The following is a 22724-nucleotide window of genomic DNA, read 5'->3' as shown; positions in this document are numbered from 1 at the left end:
AACGGCCGGGTTATATGCCATAACCCCTGCCGCTTCAATCGCCACAGCGCGTTAAATTGAAGAGGGAATATTAACATTGTTCGCAACATTGTTCTGCGTTCCGTCGTGACTTGGGTCAAGCAAACACAATTAAATTTCGCCTGTTTTTCACTACTTATCGTTAAAATCTGCCGGTCATTTCACTTTTATCGAGCTTTGTCGTTTTTTTATACATATCACGTATTGCTAAAAATAAACGCGCTGGTAATCTGGCGGTGTTTTGCAGCAGTAAAAACAATAATCAGTGGCATGCCGACCAACGTCATTGCGCCGGCAGATAAATATAAGCAGGAATAATAATGAGCAAAATCGCGCTGTTGTTTGCGATGCTTGTTTCTATGCCGATGATCACGGCCTGCAGCGCCAGCGAGCAGGTACCGGAAACGCCGGTAGTTAAACAGCAATTATTGGGTTCGCCGGTCTATATTCAGATCTTCAAAGAGGAACGCAAGCTGGAATTGTATGCCAAAATGGGCAATGAATTCCGCCTGGTCAACACGTTCCCGATCTGTAATTTCTCCGGCGGGCTGGGTCCTAAGCGTCGTGAAGGCGACTTTAAAAGTCCGGAAGGCTTTTATAGCGTTGACGCGCGCCATCTGAAACCCGACAGCAAGTATTATCGGGCGATCAATATCGGTTTCCCTAATGATTACGATAAATCGCAGGGCTATTCCGGTGCTTATCTGATGATCCACGGTGAATGTAAATCGATCGGCTGTTACGCGATGACCAACACCTATATGGATGAGATCTATCGCTATGTCGAAGCCGCCTTCGCCTATGGCCAAAGCCGCGTCGACATCAGCATCTACCCGTTCCGCATGACCGAGCAAAACCTCAAGCGCCATGCGTCATCCAGCTATATCGCCTTCTGGCGCCAGCTGAAGCCGGGCTACGATTACTTCGCGAAGAACCACCAGCCGCCGATGATGACCGTGGACAACGGCCAGTACGTGCTGGGTCAACCGTTGATGAGCAGCGGCCAGATGACGCAGTACGCGTCAGCCAGCCCGACGCCCAACACCAACCCCTTCGCTCAGAACAAGCCGCTCACCGAAGTGAAATAACGCGAACTCGCCTGGCTCAATCTTGTGCCAGGTTTCGTTGGCGGTCAGCGGTTGGGTGGCGATCACCGTGACCACATCGTTCGGTGTGGTCTGCTGCTGAAAATCGATTTCCACATCCTGATCGAGCAGCGTCGCCTTGCCGAACGGCGCGCGGCGCGTGATCCAATACAGGTTGGTGGAGCAATAGGCCATCACGAAGCGCCCGTCCGACAACAGCATGTTGAATACCCCTTTCTTGCGCAGCTGGCTCGCCAACAGGCCGATGTAGCGGAAAACCGCCGGCCACTGGCTCGGGGTGCGCGGGTATTTCAGCGCCAGCTGATGCAGCAGCCAGCAGAACGCGTATTCGCTGTCGGTCTGGCCGACCGGGCGAAACGTGCCGGTATCCAGCTGACGGTAGCCTTTCAACTGGCCGTTGTGCGCGTAGGTCCAGTTGCGGCCCCACAGTTCGCGGGTGAACGGGTGGGTGTTTTCCAGCGCCACTTCGCCGCGGTTGGCCTGGCGAATATGGGACACCACCGCACAGGACTTGATCGGGTAGTCCTGCACCAGGCGGGCGATCGGCGAGTTGAAGCTCGGCTGCGGATCCTTGAATGTGCGGCAGCCGTTCCCTTCATAGAAGGTAATGCCCCAGCCATCCTTATGCGGCCCGGTGCGGCCGCCGCGCTGTACCAGGCCGGTAAAGCTGAAGCAGATATCGGTCGGTACGTTTGCGCTCATCCCGAGCAGTTCACACATCGCCAGCACTCCTTAACCACACTGACACAGGCCGTGCGGGCGCAGCATGCGGCGCCCGCAGTCTTATTCTTGGGGAGCCGCAGCTCCCCGCAGGCTATCAAGCCTTAACCATCTCTTTTTCGATCAGCTGAATCAAGATGTGAATCGCTTTGATGTGGATTTCCTGAATGCGGTCGGCGTAGCCGAAGTGCGGCACGCGAATTTCCACATCGGCGGAACCCGCCATCTTGCCGCCGTCCTTGCCGGTCAGGGTGATCACTTTCATCCCCTTGGCGCGCGCCGCGTCGATGGCCTTGATGATGTTGCCGGAGTTGCCGGAGGTGGAAATGCCCAGCAGCACGTCGCCTTCGCGGCCTACCGCTTCCACATAGCGAGAGAAGACGTACTCATAGCCGAAGTCGTTGCTGACGCAGGACAGGTGGCTCACGTCCGAGATGGCAATCGCCGGGTAGCCCGGGCGGTTTTCACGGTAGCGGCCGGTCAGCTCTTCGGCGAAGTGCATCGCGTCGCAATGGGAACCGCCGTTGCCGCAGGAAATCACTTTACCGCCGGCTTTGAAGGAATCCGCCAGCAGCACCGCCGCACGTTGGATGGCGTCGATGTTGGCGTCGTCATTGATAAATTTCGCCAGGGTATCAGCCGCTTCGTTCAGTTCACTGCGAATAAGGTCGTGGTACATGAGGAACCTCTTGTTATCGTCAAATCTTCCGCTCCGCAGTGTACCGGATCGCGGAAACAGCGAGAAGCATTCTCAGCCAAACAGCGTGCCGGTTAAGGAAGCGGAGAGGTTTTTGATGATTGGTGCTGTCAGTTTGTGACCTGAGTTGTAATTAAACTGTAAACGCATTGATAAAAATTCTGCCTTGTACTAAAACCTATTACATACACACAACAGGTCAGACCTCTTACTACTTCGGAGCTTCTTATGATGGTTCTTAGTATTGTCGTTTTACTGGCTCTCCTCGGCGTGGTGTTCTACCACCGAGTGAACCTTACCCTCAGCAGCCTGATCCTGGTGGCGTACACCGCCGCCATGGGCGCGATTGGCCTGTGGAGCTTCTGGCTGTTGCTGCCGCTGGCGATCGTGCTGCTGCCGCTGAACCTTTCCTCCCTGCGCCGTTCCCTGCTCTCCGCACCGGCGTTGCGCGCCTTCCGCAAGGTGATGCCGCCGATGTCCACCACCGAGAAGGAGGCGATCGACGCCGGCACCACCTGGTGGGAAGGCGATCTGTTCCGCGGCGCGCCGGACTGGAACAAGCTGCACAGCTACCCGAAACCGCGCCTGACGGAAGAAGAGCAGGCGTTTATCGACGGCCCGGTGGAAGAAGCCTGCCGCATGGCCAACGACTTCCAGATCACCCACGAACTGGCCGATCTGCCGCCTGAACTCTGGGCGTACCTGAAAGAACACCGTTTCTTCGCGATGATCATCAAGAAAGAGTACGGCGGTCTGGAATTCTCTCCTTATGCTCAGGCGATGGTGCTGCAAAAACTGGCCGGCGTTTCCGGCATCCTGGCGATCACCGTCGGCGTGCCGAACTCCCTCGGCCCGGGCGAACTGCTGCAGCACTACGGCACCGAAGAACAGAAAAACCACTATCTGCCGGGCCTGGCGCGCGGCGACGAGATCCCTTGCTTCGCGCTGACCAGCCCGGAAGCGGGCTCCGATGCCGGCGCCATTCCGGACGTCGGCACCGTGTGCATGGGCGACTGGCAGGGCAAACAGGTGCTGGGCATGCGCCTGACCTGGAACAAGCGCTACATCACGCTGGCGCCGGTCGCCACCGTACTGGGCCTGGCGTTCAAATTGCATGACCCGAACCGCCTGCTGAGCGACAACGAATCCCCGGGCATCACCTGTGCGCTGATCCCGACCAGCACGCCGGGCGTGGAAATCGGCAACCGCCACTTCCCGCTGAACGTGCCGTTCCAAAACGGCCCGACCCGCGGCACCGACGTGTTCGTCCCGATCGATTACATCATCGGCGGCCCGAAAATGGCCGGCCAGGGCTGGCGCATGCTGGTTGAGTGTCTGTCGGTCGGTCGCGGCATCACCCTGCCGTCCAACTCTACCGGCAGCCTGAAATCCATCGCCCTGGCGACCGGTGCCTACGCGCACATTCGCCGTCAGTTCAAGATCTCCATCGGCAAGATGGAAGGGATCGAAGAGCCGTTGGCGCGCATCGCCGGCAACACCTATGTGATGGACGCCGCCGCTTCGCTGATCACCTATGCGCTGGTGCAGGGCGAGAAGCCGGCCGTGCTGTCTGCCATCGTCAAATACCACTGTACGCACCGCGGCCAGCAGTCGATCGTTGACGCCATGGACATCGCCGGCGGTAAAGGCATCATGCTCGGTGAATCCAACTTCCTGGCTCGCGCCTATCAGGGCGCACCGATCGCCATCACGGTGGAAGGCGCGAACATCCTGACCCGCACCATGATGATCTTCGGTCAAGGCGCGATCCGCTGCCATCCTTATGTGCTGGATGAAATGGCGGCGGCGCAGAGCAACGATCTGAACGCCTTCGATAAATCGCTGTTCGGCCATCTGGGCCACGTCGGCAGCAACAAGGTACGCAGCTTCTGGCTGGGCCTGACCAACGGCCGCACCAGCGCCACGCCGACCAAGGACGCGACCCGTCGTTACTATCAGCAATTGAACCGCCTGAGCGCCAACCTGGCGTTGCTGTCGGACGTTTCCATGGGCGTGCTGGGCGGTAGCCTGAAGCGCCGCGAGCGCATCTCCGCTCGCCTGGGGGACATCCTCAGCCAGATGTATTTGGCTTCCGCCGTGCTGAAACGCTTTGACGACGAAGGCCGTCAGAAAGAAGATCTGCCGCTGGTGCATTGGGGCGTGCAAGACAGCCTGCATAAAGCCGAACAGGCGCTGGATGACCTGCTGCGTAACTTCCCGAACCGCTTTATCGCCGGCGCGATGCGCTTCGTGGTCTTCCCGCTCGGCCGTGTGCATACCGCACCGTCTGATCGTCTGGATCACCAGTTGGCCAAGATCCTGCAGGTACCTTCCGCCACCCGCAGCCGTCTGGGGCGCGGCCAGTACCTGACGCCGAGCGAACATAACCCAATCGGCCTGCTGGAAGCGGCGCTGGCCGACGTGATGGCCGCCGAGCCGATTCACGAACGTCTGTGCAAGGCAGTCGGCAAAAACCTGCCGTTCACCCGTCTGGATCGTTTGGCGGAACGCGCGCTGGAAGAAGGCAAGATCAGCGCCGACGAAGCGAAAATTCTGGTGAAAGCCGAAGAGAGCCGTCTGCGCTCCATCAACGTGGACGACTTTGCGCCGGATGCGCTGGCGGCCGCCAAGCCGGAAAAGCCGGCGGCGCAGTCTAAGCGCCAACAGCAGACCGAAGCGGCTTAACGCCAATTCAAGCTTCACGCATCCAAGGGGCGATCATCATCGCCCCTTTTTCTTTTCTTGCATCACGAACTGCGCACCGCGCCGCAGGTTGGCGCAACGGCGGATTTCACGGGAAGGAAGTTCGAGTAGACTGCGCGGCGGGTGCTCTGGATCTTTCTGTCCGGTGCCTTGGCAAAGGAGAGAAAGAGAAAGGCCCCGAGTCGATATTATCAACCCGAGGCCACTCTGATGCCAAGCAACATCAGGTTAGCCTCTTACCCGCCGCAAGGCAAGGATAGGGAGGTCAAAAATGCAGCAAAAACGGGTCGTACTTAAACGGGTGATCGTCTGTATGACGCTGATCGCGTTCATCTGGCTAACCCGCGGTTCGCTGTGCGAACTGCGCATCAGGCTGGGAGACTCGGAGGTTGCGGCCACTTTGGCTTACGAATCCGAACGGTAAGGCAACCCAACGGCGGGGTTCGCCCCGCCCGTTGGCCGATGGTGTCAGGCAGGATCCACGAGCACCCGTCTTTTCAACCGCTGACCGTCAGTTTGTCGTAGCCGCGCAGGCGGTAATTCACCACCGACACCAACCAGCAGAAGATGAACACGGCGATCACCCAATAGCCCATCTCCCCCAGATGATCGTTGAGCCGTGCGACGGCGTCCCACAGCGGGCCGGACAGCGCCAGCTTGTCGGCGATAAGCCCGAGCGCTTCGATGCCGCCGATAAACACCGCGATGATCACCGACGCCGCCGTGATGGTCATGTTGTAGTACAACTTGCGGATCGGTTTGGAGAACGCCCAACCGTAAGCGCCAATCATCACGAAGTTGTCGATGGAGTCGATCAGCGCCATGCCGGCGGCGAACAGCGCCGGGAACAGCATGATGCTCCACAGATTCATGCCATGGCCCGCACCGGCGGCCGAAATCCCCAGCAGCCCGACCTCGGTGGCGGTGTCGAAGCCCAGGCCAAACAAGAAACCCACCAGGTACATGTGCCAGCTCTGGTTCACCAGCCTGAACAGCGGGCGGAAACAACGCGCCAGCACACCGCCGCCGCTCATCAGCAGATCCAGCGATTGATGCGCAGGCAGTTCGCCCGCCTTCACCTGCCGGAACGCTCGCCACACGGAGATCAGCACCAGCAGATTGATAAAGGCCACCGTCAGCAAAAACAACGAGGACACCAGCGTGCCGATCAGGCCGCCGGTTTCGTGAAACCAGCCCATCTGACGGCTGAACATCATCGCCGTCGCGGCAATCGCGGCCGAGGCCAGCACCACGATGGTCGAGTGGCCGAGCGAGAAGAAGGTACCGACCGCCACCGGCGTTTTGCCCTGCTGCATCAGCTTGCGGGTCACGTTGTCGATCGCGGCGATGTGATCGGCATCCACCGCATGGCGCAGACCAAAACTGTAGGCCAGCAAGGCGGTGCCCATCAGCGCGGCATTGTCTTTGAACACCGCCAGCGCCAGCAGCCAGACGATGACGTTGACCGCCACCAGCCCCAGCAACAGGGATACCGCCCGTCGCCGGGCCGCGCCATGCAATCCTTCGGAAACTACCGCCATACCCACACTCCTGTTTTATCGTTATGTTCAAATCAATGGATTAGCGCCGCGCCGCGATCACCGCCGGATTGGCGCTCAAAAACAGCCAGGACGCGATCACGAACGGCATGGTCAACGACGGCATGCCCAGCGGGGCCAGCAGGGTATTGAACGCGCCCTGTACCAGCACCGTAAAAATCACGCCGAGCAGCGTATAGATCAGCACTCGCCGGCCGGGCGGGTTGAAGACGGATCCCAGCGCCACCGCCGTCAGCACTGCGCTGAAGGCGTACAGCCCGGCGAAAACCGCCTGCGGATCGGCGCCGATCGCCAGCGATGTGGCCACCGCCAGCAACGCGCCGAAAAAACCCAGCAGCATCGCCCGCGGCGACGACACCGCCAGCCCGAGCAACAGCAGTACGCCACCGCTCACGCTGCTGCACAAAAAGACCTGAGAAACGCCATGCAGCGCGCCGCTCAGCATCTCTGCGACGCCGGGATGCGCGTAGAACACCGCCCCGTCGGCCGGGATGGCCGCCGCCGGCAACCGTACATGCCGCAGATGGCTGAACGGGTAGCTGGCCAACAGCACCGTCCAGGTGGTCAGCACGAAAGGCGCCGTCAGCGCCGCGATCTTCCAGGTGCGCAACAGCCGATTGAGGCCAACGGTGACGATCACCGAGATCGTGCTGCTGAACATCACGCCGATCCACAGCCAGGCCGAGGGCAGTAAAAAGGTCGGCAGCGCGGCGCCGACCAGGCAGCCGTTGTAGCCATACAGCCCAGAGCGCAACGCCGTGCGATCGTCCACCAGCCACGCCGCGCTCAGCGTCGCCGACGCAGTGCCCAGCAGACAGCCGAAGGCCACCTGCGGCAACCCTTCCTCATAGGCGCCCACGAAAATGGCGATAAAAAACAGTAATCCGGTCAACGGGTTATTTTGAAACATCACCTGCGAACAGCCGCGCAGCACCGCATCCGTCGCCACCGCTATCCGGCTGTGGGCACACAGACCGCCCCAACTCCACCTTGTCGTCATGACCGCTTCCCGCTGCAGATTAGCGCCAGATAAAGGGCTCCGGCAGCGTCACGCCCAGGATCTCTTCCCGGGCGACGCGCCAGAAAACGCGAATGGCCGCCTTCACCTGGCGCGCCTCTTTGCCCAGGGCCTTAAAGATCAGCCCGCACTCGTTGGGCAACCGGCTGACGCCGCTGGCGATCCCCTCAACCTCGTCATAATGGGGCGCGATGCGATCGAGGATCCGCTGATGGTGCTCGGGCGGCGTCAGCAGGATCACATTGCCGAACACGTCGAACGGCCCCATCACGCCGACCCCGTTCAGCGGGTGTTTATGCGGCTCCAGCACATAGCGTTCGACAAACAGCGTCTTGCCCTCGGGGCGGCAGGCGCTGATGCGCGAGGAGTACACGTCGAATCTGAACCCGCGATCCGCCTGATGGTGTTTGCGCCCCGACATCAGGATCTCGCCGTAGAGCAGCGTCGCCGTCGGGTGTAGCGTAATGCGGGTATCGGTAATGAAGCGCGAACCGCAGTGGGGGATCACCGGATCGGGCATCATCTCCAGATAGCTGCCCTCTTCGAGCGTCAGCGTCTGCATCTGCGCCGCGTAATTATTTTCCATGGCGTGGATCTTGGTCGCCGACTGGGTGGTGACATGCCCGCAGGCCTGGGGAGCGACCTGCACCTCGAGCGTCAGGCGATCGCCCTGCAAGATGCATCCCGAGGTGGAGATGACGAACACGCACGGCATCTGCGGCAGCGCTTCATCCCAATACAGCGCCCGCTGCACCAGAAACGGTACGCGCCGCTCCATCTGCCGCAGCACGCTGCGATGCCCGCTTAGCGCAAACCCCAGCCGCAGATAGCCGGTTTTGCCCACGCCGCCGCTGGCCATTTGCGGCGGCTCATCCTGATAATCGGCCAGCTCCGGCGCATCGGCGCCAAGCTGCGCGACGCGCCTCGCGGCTTCACTGACCGCCGTCATACCGCCGCCGACGGCGCATGGGTGAACAGGAAATCACGCATGATCATGTCCACCAGCTCGTCGATGCCTTCGCCGGTTTTGCAGTTGGTGAGAATATAAGGCCGCTCGCCGCGCACCACGCGGGTGTCGTGTTCCATCACCGCCAGGCTGGCGCCGACATAGGGGGCCAGATCGATTTTGTTGATCACCAGGATGTCGGCCTGCACCAGGCCCGGCCCGTTTTTACGCGGGATCTTTTCCCCTTCGGCGACGTCGATGACATAGATGTAAAAGTCCGCCAGCGCCGGGCTGAAGGTCAGCGTCAGGTTATCGCCGCCGCTCTCGATCATCACCACGTCGCTTTCCGGAAAGCGGGCCTCCATCTCCTCTACCGCCGCGATATTCATGCTCGGATCCTCCCGCACGGCGGTATGCGGGCAAGCGCCGGTTTCCACGCCCAGAATTTTCTCCTCGTCCAGGATCCCCTTGAGCGTGCGCTTGACCTGTTTGGCGTCTTCGGTGGTGACGATGTCGTTGGTGATGATCAGCGGGCTGATGCCCCGCTCGATCAAGCGCGGCGTGATGACTTCAATGATCGCGGTCTTGCCCGAGCCTACCGGGCCGCCGATACCGATGCGGGTAATTTTCTTCACTCTGCTCGTTCCTTATTATCAGTTGCTGAACAGTCGGGTAAATGCGCCGACGTGCAGTGCGGCCAGGACATCGGTCACCGGCGCGTAAGAGGCCATTTGTTCAACGCCGCCGCGTTCGGCTTCGTCACAAAAAACGTCGATGTCCCGGTTGAGTTGAAACAGGATGCGTTGGGTGTCGATATGGGTGACGCGCATCAGGCGCATGGCGGCGCTGAGAATGGTCATCGCCACGCCGTACTGATGCATCACCGCCACCTCGCGCGGGCCGGCGCCCAGCGCCGTCATCACCACCGCCTGCGTCACCGGATAGGTGCCGGCGGCGCGGCCGGTTTTGATCTGCTCAAGCCACCAGACCACCTGAGGTTCGTCGCAGATGGCCGCCGCCATTTCCGCCAGCTTTTTTCCCATCCGCACCACCATGTTGCGGCCCTCTTCGTTCAGCTTGCGGTTGAACAGTGCCCAGTCGTGGCCCATCGCCGCCTCGCGATCGCCGGCCTGCAGCGCCCGGCAGGCCGCCGTCACCGCTCGGCCGTCGCCGCCCGCCGCCTGTTGCAAGGCGGTGCGGGTGAACGACTGCAGCGTGTCGGCATCGCGCACGATGCCGGCCTGGATCGCCGACTCGACGCCGTTGGAAAAGGCGAACGCCCCCACCGGCAGCACCGAGTCGGCAAACTGCAGGATGCGAATCAACTGGACGGCGTTCATTTCAGTTTGATCACATGCTGGCCGAGGAAGGGGCTGTCGACATGCACATGGGTGGCGGAATCCTCCGCGCCGCCGAACAGCAAGCGCGCTTCGGGCTGGGTCAAATGCGGCAAAATGCTTTCGCCCTTCACGAACGAATAAGGCAACGCGTGGAAACCGTGGGTTTTCATCACCGAATCCATCACCTTGGTCGCCACCGTCAGCGGAATAAAGATGCGATTCCCTTTGATGACCGATTTCCAGTGCTGATTGCCCAGCGCATGCCCCAGTTCGAACGCAGTCTTCAGCACCGTCGCCATATCGGTCGCCAGCAACGACTCAAGATGGATGACCATCACGTCGCGCAGGTTCATCTGCACCACCACCGCGCTGCGGTTCGCTTCGTCCCAAAGCAACACGTCGCCGTCGGCCAGCACCTGATGACGATCGAGGGAGATGCCGAGATCCTGGCCGTCGCGGGTCGTCTTGCGGCAGCGGCTTTTCTGCGCCTCCCACTGCGAAAGCGCCAGCACGTCCAGCGAGGCGTGTTGCAAGCGTTCGCGCCAGTCGGCATCCCGTTTGATATTGCCGAGTATCTTTTCAATCACGATCATGAGCGGCGGTTCCTAGCTGAAGAAGTAGCGTTGATTAAGCACGGCGGTGGAGATGGGCTTCACCGTGGCGTGTTCGCCGTTGACCTTGACCGCGAAGGTTTCGGGATCCACCTCGATGTTCGGCGTTTCCGCATTGCGCACCATGTCCTGCTTGGAGATCGCCCGGCAGTTATGCACCGCCATCACCTGCCGCTCCAGCCCCAGTCTCTCTTTGATGCCGTCGTGCAACGCGGCGCCGGAGACGAAGGTGACGCAGGTTTCCTGCAGCGATTTGCCCATGGCACCGAACATCGGGCGGTAGAACGTGGGCTGCGGCGTCGGCAACGACGCGTTGGGATCGCCCATCACCGCCCAGTTGATCATCCCGCCCTTGATCACCAGCTTCGGCTTGGCGCCGAAGAAGCGCGGCTCCCACAGCACCAGATCGGCCATCTTGCCGACCTCGACCGAACCCAGCACGTGGCTGATGCCCTGCGCAATCGCCGGGTTGATGGTGATCTTCGCCACGTAGCGCAACACGCGGAAGTTGTCGTGCTCCGCCGCGTCTTCCGGCAGCTTGCCGCGCGCGACTTTCATCGCATGTGCCGTCTGCATCACCCGCAACCAGTTTTCGCCGACCCGCCCCATCGCCTGGGAATCGCTGGAAAACATCGACAGCACGCCCATGTCGTGCAGCACGTTTTCCGCCGCGATGGTTTCCGGCCGCACCCGGCTTTCGGAGAACGCCACGTCGGCCGGCACATTGGGATTGAGGTTGTGGCACACCATGATCATGTCGAACAATTCGGCCTGGCTGTTGATGCCGAACGGCAGCGTGGGGTTGGTGGAGCTCGGCAACACGTTCATCTGCGCGGCAACCTTGATGATATCCGGCGAGTGCCCGCCGCCGGCGCCTTCGGTGTGGAAGGTGTGGATGGTGCGCCCTTCAAAGGCGTCGATGGTGTCCTCGACGTAGCCGCCTTCATTCAGGCTGTCGGTGTGCACCGCCACCTGAATATCCATGTCGTCGGCCACGCGCAACGCGTGGCGCAGCGCGGAGTTGGTGGCGCCCCAGTCCTCATGCACTTTCAGCCCCGCCACGCCGGCGGCGATTTGTTCGACCAGCGGCGCAGCGTGCGAAGCGTGCCCCTTGCCGAGCATCCCCACGTTGACCGGCATAGTCTCGAAGGCGCGCAGCATGCGGTGGATATGCCAGGGCCCGGCGGTCACGGTGGTGCCGTTGGAGCCGTCGGTCGGCCCGACGCCACCGCCGAAGAACGTCGTCACGCCGTTGGAAAGCGCATGCGCCGCCTGCTGCGGCGAAATGAAGTGGATATGCGTATCGATGCCGGCGGCGGTCAGGATCAGGTGCTCGCCCGAGATAGCGTCGGTGCTGACGCCCACCACCATCCCGGGCGTGACGCCGTTCATCATCGCCGGGTTGCCGCTTTTGCCGATGCCGGCGATCAGGCCGTTTTTGATGCCGACGTCCGCCTTGATCACCCCTTGCCGGGCGTCCAAAATCGTTACGTTGGTAATCACCAGATCCAGCACGTTATCGCTGGTTAATCGGTTGTCGGCGCCCATGCCGTCACGCAGCGACTTGCCGCCGCCGTAGACCGATTCCTCGCCGTAGCCGCGCAGGTCTTTCTCTATTTCAATAAACAGTTGCGTATCGCCCAAACGAATTTTATCGCCGGTGGTTGGGCCGAACAGCCCGGCATATTCTTGCCTGGAGAGAGTTGGCATGCGTTATTCCTCGCTCGTTTTCGTCGGCGCCTGATCGAGGTTTTTATAACCCAGCTCAATAGCTCGCTTTACATCTATCGTTTTCTTTACTCTTTCACCGGCCGCAACCGGGCTGTCCCCCGCCCAACCGTCCACCAGATTATTAAAACCGTAGACCGTTTGTTTGCCGCCGATGGCAATAAGCGCCACCTCAATCTCGTCACCGGGTTCAAAACGGATCGCCGTCGTGGCAGTGATATTCAAACGCTTGCCAAAGGCGGCAGCGCGATCGAATTGCAAGGCTTTGTTGGCCTCAAAGAAATGAAAATGCGAACCGACCTGAATAGGCCTGTCGCCGGTGTTACGCACCGTTAAAATAAGGCTTTCGCGATCTTCATTGAAGGTAATGGGGGTTTCGGACAGGATATAGCCGCCGGGCGGCACGTGCTTTTCTGGGTCATGCTTTTTCATCGAAATACCTGTGCTGATAAGGTTTATCCGTGGCAATCAGGAACGCAAACCGCACTTACTGAATCGGATCGTGCACCGTCACCAGGCGGCTGCCGTCGCTGAATATCGCTTCGACCTGCACGTGCGGGATCAGATCCGCCACGCCGTCCATCACGTCATCGCGGCTCAATACCTGCCGCGTGTCGTTCATGACTTCTTCCAGCGTTTTTCCCTCGCGGGCGCCTTCCAGCGCTGCGGTGGTAATAATCGCCACCGCCTCGGGGTAATTCAGCTTTATCCCTCTGGACTTTCGCTTTAATGCGACGTCGGCCAGGGTATAGACCATCAACTTTTCAATTTCTCTTGGCGTTAATTGCATGGGGCACTCCGATCTCGATAGGAATAATCAGACAAAACGAGGCCAAAGGTGATTAATAGTTAATAACCTTGCGTTATTTATTTGCGTTTATCTGACCCTCGAACAATCTAGGAGGTAATATTGAGATGATCAACCCACAACTTTATTCACGTTAGAGCATGAGTTATCCCACGCCATAAAAAAGTAACGGTGACATGATAGTTTTTATCGATAAAATTTCTTTTTTTCTCTTTCTGTTTCCACAATAAAACGATCAAAAAAAGCACAGCCCGCCCGGCTTTGTTTTCACCACCTCAATAAAACCCAGAAAAATACCCTCCTCAGGCACCAAACCACCAATATTAAACACATGTAACCAACGGTCAGAAAATATAATTAAATTTACAAATAAGACACGAGCAAAAATACATTTTTAGTTAAAAACAATTTATCTATTCTATTGCTGATACCAATAAGTTCTTAAAAATAAAAAACCCGGCCGCAGCCGGGTTTGCCTCATTGCCGAGTTATTCAGCCTTGCTGACGAATGCGCGCCAACAGCGCGTCAATATGCTCGATCTGCGGCGCATTGACGATCAGCGTTCGCCCCAGTCCCAGCGCATGCCGCTGGCAGTCGAGGCGCATGTCGGCGTCGGCGATGCTGTCCAGATCGGCGACGTGCGCCAGGCCGATGGTGCGCCGAATCAGTTCGGTACCGCAGTACCCGACCGCATCGGCCCAGACCTGTTGCAGGAACTGCTCGGCGTAACCCGGCGTCGCCAGCGCCGCATCCCGGCTTTGCTGATGGCACAGCGCCAGGAAGCGATCGGCAAAGATCAGCCACAGCTCGCGCACATCCTGCAAGCGCTGCTCGCGCCCGGCGGCGGCTTCGCGCGGCCCGAACAGCCCTGGCAGCCCGCAATAGTTGAGCAGCAGATTGCCCAATGCGGTACCGATATCGAAACCGATCGGGCCGTAGAAACCGAATTCGGCGTCGATCGCTTTCAACCGTCCTTCCGCCACGAAGATCGAACCGCTGTGAATATCCCCGTGCAGCAGCGCCTCCGCCTTGCTGAGAAAGCGATGTTTCAGGCCGGCGACGGCCAGCTTCAGCGGCGTATCCTCACGCAGCGCCTGCACCTGCGGCAACAGCGCCGCCTCGAAGCGATTGCGCTCATGATCGATATAAGGATCGGTAAAGAACAGATCTTCGGTGATCTGGCACAGCTCGGGGTTGGTGAAACGGCTGACTTCCGCCTTCTTCTGCTGCGCCGACTGATAAAAATCGGAGGTGTGGAACAGCGTCTGCGCCAGGTATTCCGCCAGTTGCCCGGCCGCCAGCGGGTGATAGTTGCCCTGCACCAGCTCGCTGCGCCAGATGCGATGGTCGGAAAGGTCTTCCTGCACCATCACCGCCAATTCGGGATCGTGATGCAAGACTTTTACCGTATGTCGCGGGCAGAAGCCGCCGTGGACCAGCAGCGTTTCCGCTTCGATGCGCGCCCGATCCAGCGTCAACGGCCAGGATTCGCCCACGCAACGCACGTAGGGCAGCGCCTGCTTGACGATCACCCGGCTCACCCCTTCGCGATCGCGGATCTTGAACACCAGGTTCAGGTTGCCGTCACCGATCTCGTCGGCGCTGACCAGTGCCTGCGGTTCAGACACCCGACCGTATTGGCGGGCGTATTCAACGGCGTCGGTAGCCGTAAACGTACGATAAAGCGACATTCCCCAACCCCTCTGTTCTCTCTCACCGATCCCAGCGATTCTGTTTATTTAGACGTAAAAGCATTTGGACGTCTATACATCTGGAAGTCATGTTGGCAGAATAGCGTTTCAGATGCAATAACCACGCAACAAGGAATTAACCGCCGATGCAAGCGCTTAACACCACCAGTTTGACCCTGCAGGACAACCGCCTTTGGATCCTCGATCAGCAAGCCCTGCCGCAGGAAAAGCGGTGGCGCGCCTGCGACAGCGTGGAGGAATTGGTCGGGCACATTCACAGCCTGCGGGTGCGCGGCGCGCCGCTGATCGGGCTGTCTGCCAGCCTGCTGTTGGCGCTGCTCGCGGAACGCGGTCTGCCGCGTGCCGAGCTGGAGCAGGCGCTGCACACGCTGCGCGCCGCGCGCCCGACGGCGGTCAACCTGATGAATAATCTGGATCGCATGAAGCTGGCGCTGGCGGAGCCTGATTGGGTGCCGGCAATGGTGAACGAAGCGCTGCGGTTGGTGGAAGAAGATCGCCGATTGTGCGATCGCATTGCCGATCACGGCGCTGGGCTGGTCAAGCCCGGCAGCCGCCTGCTGACCCACTGCAATACCGGCGGGTTGGCCACCGCCGGCGTCGGCACCGCTATCGGCGTGCTGCTGCACGCTCACCGGCAAGGCAAGGTGCAACAGGTGTGGGTCGATGAAACCCGGCCGCTGCTGCAGGGCGGCCGCCTGACCGCCTGGGAACTGGGCGAGCTGGGCATTCCCTATCGCCTGATCTGCGATTCGATGGCCGCCAGCCTGATGGCGCAGGGCCAGGTCGATGCGGTGTGGGTCGGCGCGGATCGCATCGCCGCCAACGGCGACGTCGCCAACAAGATTGGCACTTACAGCCTGGCGGTGCTGGCGCACTACCATGGCATTCCATTCTACGTGGCTGCCCCGCATACCACCCACGATCCGCACTGCCCGGACGGCGCCGCCATTCCGATCGAGCAGCGCGCGGCGGCCGAAGTCACCGGCGTTTCAGGCAGCTTCGGCGCCTGTCAGTGGGCGCCGAACGAGGCACCGGTCTACAATCCGGCGTTCGACGTCACGCCGGCGAAGCTCATCAGCGGATGGGTATTCGACAGCGGCGTGATTACGCCGCAGCAGGTTGAAGCGGGGATCTTCCGACGGACGTTGGGTTAACGCCCGCGGGTTGACGATCAGTCCAGACGTGGATAGTCATCGGCGATCGTGTCGCCGGTGAAATGCGCCACCCAGCCTTCCGGGTTGTCGAACACCCGGATCGCGGTGAAATGCGGGGCCGATCCCATATCGAACCAGTGCCGGGTGTTGGCCGGCACCGAGATCAGATCGTTCTTTTCGCACAGGATCTGGAAGATCTTGCCGTCCAGATGCAGGCAAAACAGCCCTGCTCCTTCGACGAAAAAGCGTACTTCATCTTCGCCGTGCGTATGTTCGGACAGGAATTTTTCACGCAGCGCCTGACGCTGCTCATGGTCCGGCCGCATGCTGATCACATCCCAGCTCTGGTAACCCTTTTCCGCCACCAGCCGGTCTATCTCATGCTGGTAGGCGGCGATCACCGCCTCCGGCTGCGGGTTATCGCCCAGCTCGCGATCCGCTTGCCAGCGCTCAAAGCGCACGCCGATCTGCGCCAACTGGCGCTGGATCTCCTGCGCGTCGCGGCTCTGCCACAGCGGCTGCTGCGGCGCTTTATCGCTGAAAATGGTCAATCCACTCATGAGACGAACTCCCCTAAATCGATACGATCAAAACGGTTAACCTGCGGATGCCGGCTCTGCTCGTCCGCCTCATCGCGGATCAGCTGGCAGGTATGCCAGCCGGCGGCCTGCGCCGCATCCAGCTCCTGGCGGATGTCGGACAAAAACAGCAGCTCGTCGGGCGCGATGCCGATAGCCTGCGCGATGTTGCGGTACGACGCGGTTTCACGCTTGGCGCCGACGTGCGTATCGAAATAGCCGCTGAACAGCGGCTGCAGATCGCCCGCATCGCTGTGGCCGAACAGCAGTTTCTGCGCTTCCACCGAACCGGAAGAATAGACGTAAAGCTTCACCCCCAGCCGCTGCCAGGCGGCCAACTGCCCGGCGACCTCCGGATAAAGATGCCCGCGGAAGTCCCCTTCGCGGTAACCGCTGCGCCAGATGATGCCCTGCAACGCCTTGAGCGCGGTAGATTTACGGTCTTCATCCATAAAGCGGTACAGCGCGGCGATCAGCGTGTCGAGATCTGCCTGCGGCTGGTCAATTTCAGCGCGCAGCGCCGCCAGCGGCGCGGCGACTTCGCTCTCAGCGGCATGGCGGCGCACAAAATCCGCCAGCCGTTCGCGGGCGTAAGGAAACAGTACCTGATGCACAAAGCGAATATCGCTGGTGGTACCTTCAATATCGGTCACGATAGCGCGGATCATTTCGCCTCCAGTAAGCGGCGTTGCAGTTCACACTGGAACAGGAATTCCAGCCCTTCGAGATGGCGGCGGGCTTCCGCCACCTGGCTCCCCCAGCAATACAGGCCGTGGCCGCGTACCAGAAAGCCGTATTGCAGCGGCGTGGCCTCGGCATAGGCCGCCACGCGCGCCACCAGCCGAGGGATATCCTGATCGTTGTCGAAAATGGGGATCGCCACGCTGTCCAGGTGGCTGCGCTGGCCCGCCAGCGACTTCTGCATTTCGTACCCTTGCAGCACCAGCGCATCGCCGCGCTCCACCCGTGACAGGACGGTAGCGTTGACGGAATGGGTATGCAGCACCGCGCCGATGTGCGCGGACAGGCGGTAGAGCAGCGTATGCAGCCCAGTCTCCGCCGATGGCGTGCGGCCGCTCGGCACATGATTGTCGGCGATATCCACCCGCAGAAAATCGGTGGCGCTGAGGCTGCCCTTGTCTTTACCGGACTCGGTGACCAGGCACTGACGTTCATCCAGGCGCAGCGACATGTTGCCGCCGGTCGCCGGGCACCAGCCTTTGTCGCCAATCCAGTGGCAGGCCGCCAGCAATGCGGTAAGTTGCGGATTCTCCGTCATTATTATCGTTTCCCGTTCAGTAAGGCGGCCGGCAGATGAGGCGTGCCGCGTGGCGGGCTAAGCACTTTTTCGCATTTAGCCATCTAAGCGTCTTGATTGCCAAATACTAGCATCGTGTTATATTGACGGCAATATAAGCGCCTGGAGTATTCACCTGCTATGAGCACTTCCGCATTGGTTCCCAAAAGTAAACTGCCCTCACTGGGTACCACCATCTTTACCCAGATGAGCGCGCTGGCGCAGCAGCACCAGGCGATCAACCTGTCGCAGGGCTTCCCCGATTTCGACGGCCCGGACTACCTGAAAGAACGTCTGGCCTGGCACGTCGCCCAGGGCGCCAACCAGTATGCGCCAATGACCGGCGTGGCGCCGCTGCGCGAAGCCATCGCCGACAAAACCGCCGAGCTGTATGGCTGGCAACCGGACGCCACCGCCGAAGTGACCGTCACCGCCGGCGCCACCGAAGCGCTGTTCGCCGCCATCAGTGCGCTGGTGCGCCCCGGCGACGAAGTGGTCTGCTTCGATCCCAGCTATGACAGCTATGCGCCGGCGGTCACGTTGGCCGGCGGCATACTCAAACGCATCGCCCTGCAGCCGCCCGCGTTTGCCGTGGATTGGCCAGGGTTCGCCGCCGCGCTGTCGCCACGCACCCGCCTGGTGATCGTCAACACGCCGCACAACCCGTCCGCCACCGCCTGGCAGGCGGAAGACATGCAGCAGCTGTGGCACGCTATCGCCGAACGCGAAATCTACGTGCTCAGCGACGAGGTTTACGAACACATCTGCTTCGCCAAAGGCGGGCACGCCAGCGTGCTGGCCCACCCGCAGCTGCGCCAACGCGCGATCGCGGTGTCCTCTTTCGGCAAAACCTTCCACATGACCGGCTGGAAAGTGGGCTATTGCGTGGCATCCGCCGCGCTGAGCGCCGAGGTGCGCAAAGTGCATCAATACCTGACCTTTTCGGTCAATACCCCGGCCCAGCTGGCGCTGGCGGATAGCCTGCGCGCCGAGCCGGAGCACTGGCGACAGCTGCCGGCGTTCTATCGCGCCAAACGCGACCGCTTTGTGCAGGCGCTGACGAGCAGCCGACTGGAAATTTTACCCTGTGCAGGTACATACTTCTTGCTGGCGGACTACAGCGCCATCTCCGATCTGGACGATGTGGCATTCTGCCATTGGTTAACCGAGCACGTGGGCGTGGCGGCCATTCCGCTGTCGGTCTTCTGTGCCGATCCTTTCCCCCATAAATTGATCCGGCTGTGCTTCGCTAAACAGGACGCCACGCTGGATGCAGCTGCGGAGCGGTTATGTCGACTTTAAAAATTACCCTGTTGCAGCAACCGCTGGTCTGGCGCGACGGCCCCGCCAACCTGGCGGCTTTCGATGCGTTGCTGGCGCCGATCGTTGGCCGAGATCTCATCGTCTTGCCGGAGATGTTCACCACCGGTTTCGCCATGGATGCCGGCGAGAGCGCCCTGCCCGAACAGCAGGTGATCGACTGGCTGCACGGTTGGGCGGTGAAAAGCCACGCGTTAATCGGCGGCAGCGTGGCGCTGAAAACTGACGAGGGTGCGGTCAACCGCTTCCTGCTGGTTGAGCCGGGCGGCCAGGTGCACGCCTATGACAAACGCCACCTGTTCCGCATGGCCGGCGAACATCTGCACTACCAAGCCGGCAACCGGCGTGAAATCTTCGAATGGCGCGGCTGGCGCATCCTGCCGCAGATCTGCTACGACCTGCGTTTCCCGGTCTGGGCGCGCTATCAGCAGGATTACGATCTGGCGCTGTACGTCGCCAACTGGCCGGCGCCGCGCAGCAACCATTGGCAAACGCTGCTGGCGGCGCGGGCGATTGAAAACCAGGTGTACGTGGCGGGCTGCAACCGGGTGGGCGAAGATCCCAACGGCCTGAGCTACAGCGGAGACAGCCTGATCATCAGCCCTCAGGGCGAGATCCTGGCGAATGCGGAGCCCGGCGCGGCCACGCTGCTGGACGCCGAGCTGTCGCTGGAAACCCTGCAGAGTTACCGCAGCGCCTTCCCGGCCTGGCGCGATGCCGACAGCTTTCTGCGTTTAGACTGATTCCCCCTTCTCCCAGCCGGCGATCATCAGGCAATAGGCCTGGATCGCCAGCGCCACGTCCTCCTGCCGCACCGCTTCGTCCGGATGATGGCTGACGCCGCCGGCGCAACGCACGAACAGCATGCCGACCGGCCATTGCGCCGCCACGGCGATGGCGTCATGCCCAGCGCCGCTCGGCAACGCCAGGCTACGGCCCTGCACTTGTGCGACAGCCGCCTGCCAGCGGCGCTGCAGGTCCACGTCGCAGGCGGTGGCATCGATGCGATAAAACGCCTCGCTGGCGAAGCGCATTCCACGCCGCGCGCAGATCGCCTGCGCCTGCGCCAGCAACGCCGTCAATAGCGCCGCCAGCGGCGCATCCTGCGGGCCGCGCACATCGAGCGTCAATTTCACCTCACCGGGGATCACATTGACCGCGCCCGGCAGACTCTCGATGCAGCCGACGGTGGCCACCAGTGGCGAATCGGCGGCGCAGGTCAGCGTTTCGACCGCCGTGATCCATTCTGCTGCGGCCGCCAGCGCATCTTTGCGCTGCCCCATCGGCACCGTGCCAGCGTGGCCCGCCTCGCCGCTGAAAGTGCAGTTAAGCCGGCGCGCGCCATTGATCGCCGTCACCACGCCCAGCGCCAAATCGGCCGCCTCCAGACATGGGCCCTGTTCGATATGTAATTCGAGATAGGCGCGAATTTCGTTTGGTGCGCGACGCGCCTGCGCGATCGCCGCCGGATCCAGCCCAAAGTCGCGCATCGCCTGCGCTATGCTCACGCCGTCGGCATCAGTGCGCGCCAGCCACTCTGCGGGCCACTGGCCGGTCAGGCCGCGGCTGCCGAGCAGCGTGACGCCAAAGCGCGCGCCCTCCTCGTCGGCAAAGCCGATCACCTCCAGCGCCAGCGGTAATCGATGCCCCTGGCGGTGATAGTGCGCCACCGTTTCCAGCGCCGTGAGCACGCCGAGCATGCCGTCATAGCGCCCGGCGTTACGCACCGTGTCCAAATGCGAACCGAGCAGCAGCGCGGGGGCGCCGGGCGTGTGCCCTTCATAGCGGCCGCAGATATTGCCGACGCTGTCCTGCCAAACCTGCATGCCGCTCTCACGCATCCACTCCCCGACTCGGTGATTGGCGCGCCGATGTTCGGCGGAGAGATAAAGACGCGTCAGCCGATCGGGCTCTGCGCTGATCGCCGCCAGCTCGTCACAGCGCGCCATCACCCGTGCGGCGGCCTGCTGTGCCTCCAGCGGCGTCATCCACGCTTGCCTGTGTCATAAACGTTCCAGGCGGCCTGCAACGCCTCGCCCTGCTTGCTGGCGAAACCGAGGCGGTTCAGCACCGCCTCCAGCGCCGCCAGGGTTTGCAGCACGCAATCTTTGCGCGCGTTGTAACCCATGGTGCCAATGCGCCAGATCTTGCCCTGCAGCGGGCCAAACGAGGTGCCGATTTCAATGCCAAAGTCGTTCAGCATCATCTGCCGCACCTGTTCACCCTGTACTTGCGGCGGGATCATCACGCCAAGCACGTTGTTCATGCGGTGCTCAAGATCGCCGAACACTGCCAGCCCCATGCCCCGGATGCCCGCCAGCATTGCCGCGCCGTGCAGCCGGTGGCGGGCGATGGCGTGATCCAGCCCTTCTTCGAGGATCACCCGCGCGCATTCCCGCGCCGCGAACAGCATGCTGGTGGCTTCGGTGTGGTGATTGAGGCGCTCCGGCCCCCAATAATCCATGATCATGCCGATGTCGAAATAGTTGGAGTAGATCATCTCGTCGTCGCCATCGGCGTGCTCGGCGGTGCGGATCCCCTCCTCCACGCATTTACGGCGGCGCACAATCTCTTCAAACTGCGGGCTGAGAGTGACCGGCGAGCTGCCGGAGGGGCCGCCCAGGCACTTCTGCAGCCCGGCGGAGACCGCATCCAGCCCCCAGGCATCGGTCTCCAGCGGGTTACCGCCGAAGGAAGCCGTCGCGTCGGTATAGAACAGCACGCCGTGGCGGCGGCAGATATCGCCCAGCTCATACAGCGGCTGCAGCATGGTGGTGGACGTGTCGCCCTGCACCGTCAGCAGCAGGCGCGGGCGCACTCGCTTAATCGCGTCTTCGATGCGATCGGCGCTGAACACTTCGCCCCACGGTACCTCGATCGTGTGTACCTCGGCACGGCAGCGGCGGGCAATCTCGCACAGCAGATGCCCGAAACGGCCGAAGACCGGCACCAGCACCTTATCGCCCGGTCGAATGGCGGAAACCAGCAGTGCCTCGATGCCGGCGCGCGAGGTGCCGTCCACCAGCATCGTCCAGCGGTTTTCGGTGCGGAACAGCGCGCGGTACAGCGCCATGACCTGATTCATGTAACCGGTCATCGCCGGATCGTACTGGCCGATCAGCTGACTCGACATGGCGCGCAGCACGCGCGGATCGGCGTTGATCGGCCCCGGCCCCATCAGCAGGCGCGCCGGCGGGTTAATCTGATCGAATTGCGAAATATCCAACATGTTCATTCCCTGTCAGCTTAGTAAGTTATTGAGTTATGCCGTCAGCGTCGACATGACGTTTGTTTGCTGCCCAACAGCCTACTCCCGATAGGGATTCAGTTGAAACAAAAGATTCTTATAATCAATTTATGAAACAAAAGTAACACAATGAGGTGACCGATCCGCCTTAAACGGCGGAA

Annotated in this window: 23 protein-coding genes; 6 read left to right on the top strand and 17 right to left on the bottom strand. The window is 61.1% G+C overall.

Translation table 11 applies throughout. The annotated features are described in order from the left end of the window. Window positions 1-338 precede the first annotated feature (338 nt). On the top strand, window positions 339-1106 hold the full coding sequence (gene dpaA, locus AWX27_RS23470; RefSeq protein ID WP_060425295.1) for a peptidoglycan meso-diaminopimelic acid protein amidase: 768 nt from the start codon (window positions 339-341) through the stop codon (window positions 1104-1106). Here dpaA and AWX27_RS23465 read toward each other — a convergent pair. Continuing rightward, window positions 1041-1844 carry a class II glutamine amidotransferase gene (locus tag AWX27_RS23465; protein WP_004930222.1) on the bottom strand — a complete coding sequence of 268 codons (804 nt, stop codon included), beginning with the start codon at window positions 1842-1844 and terminating at the stop codon, window positions 1041-1043. The two genes, dpaA and AWX27_RS23465, sit on opposite strands and share 66 nt — an antisense overlap. A 97-nt stretch (window positions 1845-1941) precedes the next feature. Next, window positions 1942-2523, bottom strand: coding sequence for a D-sedoheptulose 7-phosphate isomerase (lpcA, locus tag AWX27_RS23460; RefSeq protein ID WP_004930220.1), 582 nt, complete (start codon window positions 2521-2523; stop codon window positions 1942-1944). 246 nt (window positions 2524-2769) lie between these two features. On the opposite strand from lpcA, the gene fadE reads away from it, so the two are divergent. Further along, on the top strand, window positions 2770-5226 hold the full coding sequence (gene fadE, locus AWX27_RS23455) for an acyl-CoA dehydrogenase FadE (RefSeq protein WP_038871338.1): 2457 nt from the start codon (window positions 2770-2772) through the stop codon (window positions 5224-5226). A 289-nt stretch (window positions 5227-5515) separates the two neighbouring features. Further along, on the top strand, window positions 5516-5668 hold the full coding sequence (locus tag AWX27_RS23450; RefSeq protein WP_060425294.1) for a Hok/Gef family protein: 153 nt from the start codon (window positions 5516-5518) through the stop codon (window positions 5666-5668). Between the two features lie 73 nt (window positions 5669-5741). Here the strand turns inward: AWX27_RS23450 and AWX27_RS23445 are convergent, their stop codons facing one another. The 10 genes from AWX27_RS23445 to mtnK form a co-directional block, all read right to left on the bottom strand. After that, on the bottom strand, window positions 5742-6785 hold the full coding sequence (locus AWX27_RS23445; RefSeq protein ID WP_049271941.1) for a HoxN/HupN/NixA family nickel/cobalt transporter: 1044 nt from the start codon (window positions 6783-6785) through the stop codon (window positions 5742-5744). A 40-nt stretch (window positions 6786-6825) separates the two neighbouring features. Continuing rightward, entirely contained in the window at window positions 6826-7803 is a 978-nt protein-coding gene (gene yut / locus AWX27_RS23440; RefSeq protein ID WP_060425293.1) for an urea transporter, read from the bottom strand. A gap of 19 nt (window positions 7804-7822) precedes the next feature. Next, window positions 7823-8770 carry an urease accessory protein UreD gene (locus AWX27_RS23435; RefSeq protein WP_049202286.1) on the bottom strand — a complete coding sequence of 316 codons (948 nt, stop codon included), beginning with the start codon at window positions 8768-8770 and terminating at the stop codon, window positions 7823-7825. Further along, a complete protein-coding gene (gene ureG, locus AWX27_RS23430) occupies window positions 8767-9402 on the bottom strand; it encodes an urease accessory protein UreG (protein WP_019454316.1) in 636 nt (211 codons plus the stop codon). Before ureG ends, AWX27_RS23435 begins: the two co-directional genes overlap by 4 nt. A gap of 18 nt (window positions 9403-9420) precedes the next feature. Next, window positions 9421-10107: an urease accessory protein UreF gene (locus AWX27_RS23425; RefSeq protein ID WP_049202285.1), complete on the bottom strand. Its 687-nt coding sequence runs from the start codon at window positions 10105-10107 to the stop codon at window positions 9421-9423. Next, window positions 10104-10700 carry an urease accessory protein UreE gene (gene ureE, locus AWX27_RS23420; protein WP_047572557.1) on the bottom strand — a complete coding sequence of 199 codons (597 nt, stop codon included), beginning with the start codon at window positions 10698-10700 and terminating at the stop codon, window positions 10104-10106. The genes AWX27_RS23425 and ureE overlap by 4 nt, the downstream gene beginning before the upstream one ends. A 12-nt stretch (window positions 10701-10712) precedes the next feature. Continuing rightward, complete coding sequence (locus AWX27_RS23415) at window positions 10713-12428, bottom strand: urease subunit alpha (RefSeq protein ID WP_060425291.1); 1716 nt, start codon at window positions 12426-12428, stop codon at window positions 10713-10715. Between the two features lie 3 nt (window positions 12429-12431). Beyond that, window positions 12432-12878, bottom strand: a complete 447-nt coding sequence (locus AWX27_RS23410; RefSeq protein WP_087763216.1) for an urease subunit beta — start codon at window positions 12876-12878, stop codon at window positions 12432-12434. Window positions 12879-12933: 55 nt separating this feature from the next. Then, entirely contained in the window at window positions 12934-13236 is a 303-nt protein-coding gene (locus AWX27_RS23405; RefSeq protein ID WP_025160087.1) for an urease subunit gamma, read from the bottom strand. A gap of 510 nt (window positions 13237-13746) precedes the next feature. After that, a complete protein-coding gene (mtnK, locus tag AWX27_RS23400) occupies window positions 13747-14946 on the bottom strand; it encodes an S-methyl-5-thioribose kinase (RefSeq protein WP_060425288.1) in 1200 nt (399 codons plus the stop codon). A 146-nt stretch (window positions 14947-15092) separates the two neighbouring features. Between mtnK and mtnA the strand changes: the two genes are divergently transcribed. Then, window positions 15093-16121 carry an S-methyl-5-thioribose-1-phosphate isomerase gene (gene mtnA / locus AWX27_RS23395; protein ID WP_060425286.1) on the top strand — a complete coding sequence of 343 codons (1029 nt, stop codon included), beginning with the start codon at window positions 15093-15095 and terminating at the stop codon, window positions 16119-16121. Window positions 16122-16138: 17 nt separating this feature from the next. Here the strand turns inward: mtnA and AWX27_RS23390 are convergent, their stop codons facing one another. Genes AWX27_RS23390 through AWX27_RS23380 form a run of 3 tightly spaced genes read right to left on the bottom strand, consistent with a single transcriptional unit; the run spans window position 16139 to window position 17978 of the window. Continuing rightward, window positions 16139-16681 carry a 1,2-dihydroxy-3-keto-5-methylthiopentene dioxygenase gene (locus AWX27_RS23390; protein WP_060425285.1) on the bottom strand — a complete coding sequence of 181 codons (543 nt, stop codon included), beginning with the start codon at window positions 16679-16681 and terminating at the stop codon, window positions 16139-16141. Continuing rightward, a complete protein-coding gene (gene mtnC / locus AWX27_RS23385) occupies window positions 16678-17367 on the bottom strand; it encodes an acireductone synthase (RefSeq protein ID WP_060425282.1) in 690 nt (229 codons plus the stop codon). Before mtnC ends, AWX27_RS23390 begins: the two co-directional genes overlap by 4 nt. Further along, window positions 17364-17978: a methylthioribulose 1-phosphate dehydratase gene (locus AWX27_RS23380; protein WP_060425279.1), complete on the bottom strand. Its 615-nt coding sequence runs from the start codon at window positions 17976-17978 to the stop codon at window positions 17364-17366. Before AWX27_RS23380 ends, mtnC begins: the two co-directional genes overlap by 4 nt. A 159-nt stretch (window positions 17979-18137) precedes the next feature. On the opposite strand from AWX27_RS23380, the gene AWX27_RS23375 reads away from it, so the two are divergent. Together AWX27_RS23375 and AWX27_RS23370 are read left to right on the top strand one after the other, a co-directional pair. Further along, on the top strand, window positions 18138-19298 hold the full coding sequence (locus tag AWX27_RS23375; protein ID WP_060425275.1) for a pyridoxal phosphate-dependent aminotransferase: 1161 nt from the start codon (window positions 18138-18140) through the stop codon (window positions 19296-19298). Beyond that, window positions 19286-20059, top strand: a complete 774-nt coding sequence (locus AWX27_RS23370; protein WP_060425273.1) for an amidohydrolase — start codon at window positions 19286-19288, stop codon at window positions 20057-20059. Before AWX27_RS23375 ends, AWX27_RS23370 begins: the two co-directional genes overlap by 13 nt. On the opposite strand, the gene hpxK is transcribed toward AWX27_RS23370, so the two are convergent. Continuing rightward, a complete protein-coding gene (hpxK, locus tag AWX27_RS23365; RefSeq protein WP_060425270.1) occupies window positions 20051-21304 on the bottom strand; it encodes an allantoate amidohydrolase in 1254 nt (417 codons plus the stop codon). The two genes, AWX27_RS23370 and hpxK, sit on opposite strands and share 9 nt — an antisense overlap. Further along, window positions 21301-22545 (bottom strand): pyridoxal-phosphate-dependent aminotransferase family protein, encoded by a 1245-nt coding sequence (locus AWX27_RS23360; protein WP_060425268.1) that lies wholly within the window; start codon window positions 22543-22545, stop codon window positions 21301-21303. The genes hpxK and AWX27_RS23360 overlap by 4 nt, the downstream gene beginning before the upstream one ends. Window positions 22546-22724: the final 179 nt, after the last annotated feature.

This window comes from Serratia sp. 2880STDY5682894 (assembly GCF_001537385.1).
Classification (GTDB): Bacteria; Pseudomonadota; Gammaproteobacteria; order Enterobacterales; family Enterobacteriaceae; genus Serratia; species Serratia nevei.
This window is presented reverse-complemented; position numbering and strand designations above follow the sequence as displayed.

Excerpts from the sequence above, each read along its gene's own strand:
- AWX27_RS23370 (WP_060425273.1), top strand. The coding sequence starts at position 19,286 with ATGTCGACTTTAAAAATTACCCTGTTGCAGCAACCGCTGGTCTGGCGC.
- AWX27_RS23390 (WP_060425285.1), bottom strand. The coding sequence starts at position 16,681 with ATGAGTGGATTGACCATTTTCAGCGATAAAGCGCCGCAGCAGCCGCTG.
- AWX27_RS23450 (WP_060425294.1), top strand. The coding sequence starts at position 5,516 with ATGCAGCAAAAACGGGTCGTACTTAAACGGGTGATCGTCTGTATGACG.
- AWX27_RS23405 (WP_025160087.1), bottom strand. The coding sequence starts at position 13,236 with ATGCAATTAACGCCAAGAGAAATTGAAAAGTTGATGGTCTATACCCTG.
- AWX27_RS23375 (WP_060425275.1), top strand. The coding sequence starts at position 18,138 with ATGAGCACTTCCGCATTGGTTCCCAAAAGTAAACTGCCCTCACTGGGT.
- AWX27_RS23360 (WP_060425268.1), bottom strand. The coding sequence starts at position 22,545 with ATGTTGGATATTTCGCAATTCGATCAGATTAACCCGCCGGCGCGCCTG.
- hpxK (WP_060425270.1), bottom strand. The coding sequence starts at position 21,304 with ATGACGCCGCTGGAGGCACAGCAGGCCGCCGCACGGGTGATGGCGCGC.
- mtnA (WP_060425286.1), top strand. The coding sequence starts at position 15,093 with ATGCAAGCGCTTAACACCACCAGTTTGACCCTGCAGGACAACCGCCTT.
- AWX27_RS23445 (WP_049271941.1), bottom strand. The coding sequence starts at position 6,785 with ATGGCGGTAGTTTCCGAAGGATTGCATGGCGCGGCCCGGCGACGGGCG.
- yut (WP_060425293.1), bottom strand. The coding sequence starts at position 7,803 with ATGACGACAAGGTGGAGTTGGGGCGGTCTGTGTGCCCACAGCCGGATA.
- fadE (WP_038871338.1), top strand. The coding sequence starts at position 2,770 with ATGATGGTTCTTAGTATTGTCGTTTTACTGGCTCTCCTCGGCGTGGTG.
- AWX27_RS23410 (WP_087763216.1), bottom strand. The coding sequence starts at position 12,878 with ATGAAAAAGCATGACCCAGAAAAGCACGTGCCGCCCGGCGGCTATATC.
- mtnC (WP_060425282.1), bottom strand. The coding sequence starts at position 17,367 with ATGATCCGCGCTATCGTGACCGATATTGAAGGTACCACCAGCGATATT.
- dpaA (WP_060425295.1), top strand. The coding sequence starts at position 339 with ATGAGCAAAATCGCGCTGTTGTTTGCGATGCTTGTTTCTATGCCGATG.
- AWX27_RS23415 (WP_060425291.1), bottom strand. The coding sequence starts at position 12,428 with ATGCCAACTCTCTCCAGGCAAGAATATGCCGGGCTGTTCGGCCCAACC.
- AWX27_RS23465 (WP_004930222.1), bottom strand. The coding sequence starts at position 1,844 with ATGTGTGAACTGCTCGGGATGAGCGCAAACGTACCGACCGATATCTGC.
- lpcA (WP_004930220.1), bottom strand. The coding sequence starts at position 2,523 with ATGTACCACGACCTTATTCGCAGTGAACTGAACGAAGCGGCTGATACC.
- AWX27_RS23435 (WP_049202286.1), bottom strand. The coding sequence starts at position 8,770 with ATGACGGCGGTCAGTGAAGCCGCGAGGCGCGTCGCGCAGCTTGGCGCC.
- AWX27_RS23380 (WP_060425279.1), bottom strand. The coding sequence starts at position 17,978 with ATGACGGAGAATCCGCAACTTACCGCATTGCTGGCGGCCTGCCACTGG.
- mtnK (WP_060425288.1), bottom strand. The coding sequence starts at position 14,946 with ATGTCGCTTTATCGTACGTTTACGGCTACCGACGCCGTTGAATACGCC.
- AWX27_RS23425 (WP_049202285.1), bottom strand. The coding sequence starts at position 10,107 with ATGAACGCCGTCCAGTTGATTCGCATCCTGCAGTTTGCCGACTCGGTG.
- ureE (WP_047572557.1), bottom strand. The coding sequence starts at position 10,700 with ATGATCGTGATTGAAAAGATACTCGGCAATATCAAACGGGATGCCGAC.